The 5,461-nt window shown below is 68.5% G+C and carries 4 protein-coding genes and 1 pseudogene; all 5 read right to left on the reverse strand.

The features are described 5' to 3' along the window. Positions 1-223: pseudogene (locus G3N97_RS36020) on the reverse strand (type II secretion system F family protein); the annotation flags it as partial. After that, positions 220-1,326 (reverse strand): type II secretion system F family protein, encoded by a 1,107-nt coding sequence (locus G3N97_RS36025; protein ID WP_205997579.1) that lies wholly within the window; start codon positions 1,324-1,326, stop codon positions 220-222. The pseudogene G3N97_RS36020 and the gene G3N97_RS36025, both read right to left, overlap by 4 nt. After that, positions 1,319-2,659: a CpaF family protein gene (locus G3N97_RS36030; protein ID WP_074984314.1), complete on the reverse strand. Its 1,341-nt coding sequence runs from the start codon at positions 2,657-2,659 to the stop codon at positions 1,319-1,321. The genes G3N97_RS36025 and G3N97_RS36030 overlap by 8 nt, the downstream gene beginning before the upstream one ends. 3 nt (positions 2,660-2,662) lie before the next feature. Next, positions 2,663-3,901, reverse strand: coding sequence for a fimbrial protein (locus tag G3N97_RS36035; RefSeq protein ID WP_205997580.1), 1,239 nt, complete (start codon positions 3,899-3,901; stop codon positions 2,663-2,665). Between the two features lie 72 nt (positions 3,902-3,973). After that, complete coding sequence (locus G3N97_RS36040; protein WP_205997581.1) at positions 3,974-5,290, reverse strand: type II and III secretion system protein family protein; 1,317 nt, start codon at positions 5,288-5,290, stop codon at positions 3,974-3,976. Positions 5,291-5,461: the final 171 nt, after the last annotated feature.

Below are 5,461 nucleotides of genomic sequence, written 5' to 3' on the forward strand. Positions count from 1 at the left end.
TCGAGGCCTGCGCGTTCATCGTGTTCGACGCCTGCAGCGAGGCCGCATTGCGCGCTTCGGATGCCGCCGTGGCCGCCTGCGCGCTCATGTTCGCGATGGCCTGCGCGAGCGTGCGCGCGCTGCGCCGCGACGCCAGCAAACGCTGACACGCCAGCGCCGCGAGCAACGCGAGGCCGAACGCGCCGAGCAGCAACGCGAGCGAGCCGAGTCCCTGCGCGCTCATAGCCCCCCCTTCAGGCGCGTGAGCCGGTACAACAGCCAGCCGCCGAACACCTGCAGGCCGATCGCGGCGTAGACCAGTTTGCGTCCCGAGCCGTCGTCCCAGAGCGAGCCGAAATAGCGCGGATTGGTCGCGATCAGAAAGCCCGCGATGCCGATCGGCAGCAAGCCGAGCACCCACGCCGAGAGGCGCGTTTCCGCCGACATCGCGATCAGTTCGCGCTGCGCCTGTTCGAGGTCGCGCATGAAGTTGGACATGCGTTCGAGCATCACGTCGGCGCGGCCGCCGTAACGCACCGAGAGCCGCAACACCGAGCCCACGAATTCGAGTTCGCGCGCGCGATAGACCTGCGCGACCTGGTACAACGCGCGGTCGATTTCCACGCCCGAACGCAACATGCGCGAGACGTGATCGAGACATTCGCGCAGCGGCGCTTCGGTCGTGACGAGCGCGGCCTGAAACGCGGCGGGCACGCTGTTGCCGAGCACGATCAGGCGCACGATGCCGTCGAGAAACGACGGCAACTGCCCGACCAGCTTGCGGCGGCGGCGCTCGATGCGCACGGACAGCACGAAGGCGACGCCCGCCGCGACGACCATCAGCGCGCCGAGCAACGCGGGCAGACCGGCGGCCACGTAGACCCACACCGCCAGCGCGAGCGCCGCGAAGCCGACGAGGAAAGCGGGCTTGCGCGCGTCGGCGATCCCGGCGCGGCTCATGACATGTTCGAACGCGACGCCGATGCGCGCCTGCCAGCGGCCCAGCAGCGACGCGTCGTTCTTTGCGTTCGCGGCATGCTTCGCGTTGGCGGCATTGCCTGCGCTGGCGGCGCTGGACGCGCCCGCGCCGCCTGCCGCCCCATTCGGATTCACGCCCGACGTCACGCGTATCGGCGCGACCCCGCCTGCGCGCGCAGCACCTGCTGCACCTGCGGAGCCCGCAACGCCCGCTGCGCCCGGCGCATAGCCCGTCGCCGTCACGCGGCTGTCGACGAAACGCGTCACACGCTCGCGCGCCGAGTGCTGCTGTGCGCGCTGCCAGAGCATCAGCCCGGCAGCGGCGAACAGCAGCGCAAGCGCCGCGGCGAGCGCGATGATGCTAGACATTGAAGCCCCCGCCATGCCCGCCGCCGAAGCCGAAGTTCGACGACGCCGACACCGCCTGGCGGAAGCGCGCGAGCTTCGGCGAATGCGGATGAATGCCGAGCGAATCCCAGCGGTCGATCTCCTCGCCGTCGGGCGTGGTCACGGGTTCGTAGCGATAGAGTTCCTGCGTCGCGATGATGTTGTCCGCGAGACCGGTCACTTCGGTTACCGAAAGAATCCGGCGGCGTCCGTTCGACAGTCGCCCGATCTGCACGATGAAGTCCACCGCGTTGGCGATCTGGCGGCGCAGGCTGCTTTCCGTGCCCTGAAAGCCCGCGAAACCGGCCAGCATTTCGAGGCGATACAGACATTCGCGCGGGCTCGACGCGTGCACCGTCGCCATCGAACCGTCGTGGCCGGTGTTCATCGCCTGCAGCATTTCGAGCACTTCGCCGCCGCGCACTTCGCCCACGATGATGCGGTCCGGACGCATCCGCAGCGTGTTGCGCAACAGGTCGCGAATCGTCACCACGCCCGCGCCGTCGAAACCGCCCGGACGGCTTTCGAGCCTCACCACGTGCGGGTGATTGAGCGAGAGTTCGGCGGTGTCCTCGATCGTCACCACGCGCTCGACGTCGGGAATGTAGAACGCCAGCGCGTTGAGCAGCGAGGTCTTGCCCGAGCTCGTGCCGCCCGACACGAGAATATTGCAGCGCGCCTGCACCGCCGCTTCGAACAGCGCGCCGATCTCGGTGCCGAAGGTGCCGTTGTTGACCAGATCGTCGGGGCGCAGCGGGTCCTTGCGGAACTTGCGGATCGAGACGATCGGGCCCGCGAGCGACAACGGTTCGATCACGACGTTGATGCGGCCGCCGTCGGGCAGTCGCGCATCGACCATCGGATTCGATTCGTCGAGACGCCGGCCGATCGGCGCAAGAATGCGGCGCACGATGCGCAGCAGATGCGCGTTGTCGGAGAAGCGCACGGGGATCTTCGCGAGAATGCCGTGCCGCGACACGTACACGTCGCTATACCCGTTGATGAGGATGTCTTCCACCGCCGGATCGCCCAGCAGATCCTCGATCGGCCCGAAGCCCGCCAGCTCCTTCGTGAGCGCCTCGGCAATCGCGCGCACTTCGCTTTCGTTGATCGGGATATGGCGCAGCCGCACGAAGCTGTCCATCTCCAGATCGACGAACTGGTTGATCGCGTGACGCGACCAGCGGCCGAACTCGGCGCCCAGTTCCTCGATGCGCGTGAGCAGGTGTTCGTGCGCCGCGTTCTTGATGTCCTGGAACTGCTGGCTGTGCGCGAACAGCGGCGCGTCGTCGGCAAATTCGATGTTATCCGCCATGATCTACGAACGCTTCGGTGATTGAGGGAAGAAATTGCGCAGCGGACGGCGCAGCGCGTCGAGTTTTTTCGGCGCGCGCGCCTCGATGCCGTCGATCTGCGCGGCGAGCAGTTCGAGCGCGCGCACATACGGATCGCGCGGTGCGCTGTCGACCAGCAGCTGGCCGCGATTGGCGGCCTGGCAGAGCGCCACGCGGCGCGCCGGCAGGACGGCGGCGAGATCGACGCCGAGACGCTCGGCGATCTGCGCGCCGCTCAGGTCGATCTCGGCGTCGTACTGATTGATGATGAGATGCAGCGTGTTGCCGTCCATGCCGCCTTCGCGCAGCGCGTCGATCTGGCGCGCGGCCGCGACGATCGAGGCCACGCTCTGGTCGCACACGAGCCAGACCGCGTCCGCCGACTGCGCGACCTGGGCGACGAACTCCGCGTTCGTGAAGCCGCCGAGATCGACGAGTTGCTGATCGAAAAACGCACGCAGGCGCGCCAGCAGCGCGACCGCCGACTGATACGAGACCTCGCGCAGCGCGCCGAGATCGGCAGGCAGCGTCGTCAGCGCGAGGCCGCTTTCGTGATTCGCGAGCGCGGTATGCACGAAGGTCTGATCGAAGCGGCGCAGATTGCGCACGGCATCGACGAAACTGAACCCGTTGCCCGCGTTGAGCATCATCGCGCCGTCGCCCGCGGGCAGGCCGAGATCGAGCAGCGCGGCGTGGCGGTTGAAGGCCGCGCCCTTGCGGGCGAGCAGCGCGCCGAGATTCGCCGCGAGCGTCGTCACGCCCATGCCCGCGCGCGCGCCGAGCATCACCGTGAGACGGCCATGACGGCTCGGCACTTCGACGCGGTTTTCGAGCACCTGGCGCACGATCGCCAGCGCGTCCTCGGGACTGCCCGCCACGTCGACGAAATCGCGCACGCCCGCGCGCAACGCTGCGAGCGCGCTCTCGGGTTCGGCCAGCGTGCCGACCGCGATCACCTGAAGGCCCGGATACGACACATGCGCCGCGGCCACCACGGCGCTCGCCCAGGCCGCGCGGCCCTGCGAAAAATCGACGAGCAGCAGCGACGGCATCTGCTGGCCGACCCGCTCGCCGACGGCGGCCGGCTCGAGCGCCACCGCGTCCACCTTGCCCGCCATGCCGAGCGCGCGCGCGATCCAGCGGGCGTGCGCGTCGTCCGACGATGCGAACACGAACGAGTCCACGACCGTGCGGTCAGTCGTCAAGTACGTTCTCGCGTTCATGATCCCTCTCCTTGTGCTGCTCGCGCAGCGCAGGCCGCGCGCGGCGCGGCAAAGCCATGCCGACAGCGGTTGTCATGGCGAAAATCCCGGGGCGGGATCGCGCGAGGCCGCGCCGCCGAGCAGCGCGCGCCAGACATGGCCGTCGCGTTGTTCGGACAGCTCGCCGGGCGAGCTGGGCAGCTTCGCGTCCTTCGCGAGCGGCGACACCAGATGCGGCGTCACCACGATCACCAGTTCTCTTTCGTTTTGCTGATAGTTCAACGACTTGAAGAAGGCGCCGATGATCGGCAGATCGCCGAGCAGCGGCACCTTGCTCACATTCGATGCGGTCTCGCGATCGATCAGGCCGCCGATCACGAAGCTCTCGCCATCGCCGAGTTCGACGGTGGTTTCCGCGCGCCGCGTCGTGATCGCGGGCACCGAAACGCCGCTGATCGTCACCGCATTGGCGAAGTCGAGCTGGCTCGCCTCGGGCGCGACCTTCAGCGCGATGCGTTGCGGCGAGAGCACCGTGGGCGTGAGCGAGAGGCCGATACCGTAGGGCTTGTATTCGATCGAACTCGTGCCGAGCGCCTGCGGCACCGGCACCGGAATCTCGCCGCCCGCGAGGAAGCTCGCGCTCTGGCCGGACAGCGCGACGAGCGTGGGCTCCGCGAGCACGCGTGCGAGATTGTTCGACTCCATCAGGCTCAGGTCGGCGAACAGTCCGTGCGTGGCCGACGCGAACACGAGATTGAACGCCGACGAGATCGGCGCCACGCTCTGGATATCCGTGCCGCCGCCCGAGTTCGAAGCGGACGTCAGCGCGGTCGGCGCGAACGAGCCGAACGTAAAGCCGTTGTTCTGGCGCGCGAAGTTGAAACCGATCTCCTTGAGCACCGAGCGGCTGAATTCGACCACGCGCACGTCCACCTGCACGACCGAGCGCGTCGCGATGCTGGAGGCGTCGAGCACGTCGGTGTCCTTCGCGCCCTTGCCGAGCGAGCCTTGCGCCGCGACCACCGCGCGCTGATGCTGCTCCATCGTCGCCGCGCTGCCGCTGATGATCGCCGTGCCGTCCAGCACCTTCACGTCGGGCGTGCCCGCGCCAAGCAAAGCGCGCGCGGCGCGCGTCGCCACGTTCACGGTGAAGGTGCGTTGCACGCCGCCTTCCCACAGCATCACCGTAGTCGTGCCCGCGCCCTTGCCGACGAGCAGCAGACCGCCGCGCCGGTCGCCGCGCACGACCAGCACGTCGGCCACCGCGGGATCGCCCACGGCGACGCGCGTGAGCGCGCCCGTGACGGGCAGCGTGCGCTGCTCGCCGACGGTGATATCGACGGTTCCGGATGGTGCGCCAGCGTCGTTCGAGCCGGCACTCGACGGCGGCGCCGCGCGCGCGGGCAACATCGCGAGCGCGAAACCGCCGGTGCAAACGGATGCGGCGAGCGCCACGGCAAGAGTCCTCTTCATCGTCATGTTGTGGTTTCTATTTAATACGCACCATTGCGCGGCGATTTACCAGGCGACCGTTTGTGCCCGCACGCCACGAATCACCTCCAGCCTGCGCCCGTTGCCTCC

Origin of the sequence: Paraburkholderia sp. Ac-20347 (genome assembly GCF_017104805.1) — a bacterium.
Classification (GTDB): domain Bacteria; phylum Pseudomonadota; class Gammaproteobacteria; order Burkholderiales; family Burkholderiaceae; genus Paraburkholderia; species Paraburkholderia tropica.

Excerpts from the sequence above, each read along its gene's own strand:
- G3N97_RS36025 (WP_205997579.1), bottom strand. The coding sequence starts at position 1,326 with ATGTCTAGCATCATCGCGCTCGCCGCGGCGCTTGCGCTGCTGTTCGCC.
- G3N97_RS36030 (WP_074984314.1), bottom strand. The coding sequence starts at position 2,659 with ATGGCGGATAACATCGAATTTGCCGACGACGCGCCGCTGTTCGCGCAC.
- G3N97_RS36035 (WP_205997580.1), bottom strand. The coding sequence starts at position 3,901 with ATGAACGCGAGAACGTACTTGACGACTGACCGCACGGTCGTGGACTCG.
- G3N97_RS36040 (WP_205997581.1), bottom strand. The coding sequence starts at position 5,290 with ATGTTGCCCGCGCGCGCGGCGCCGCCGTCGAGTGCCGGCTCGAACGAC.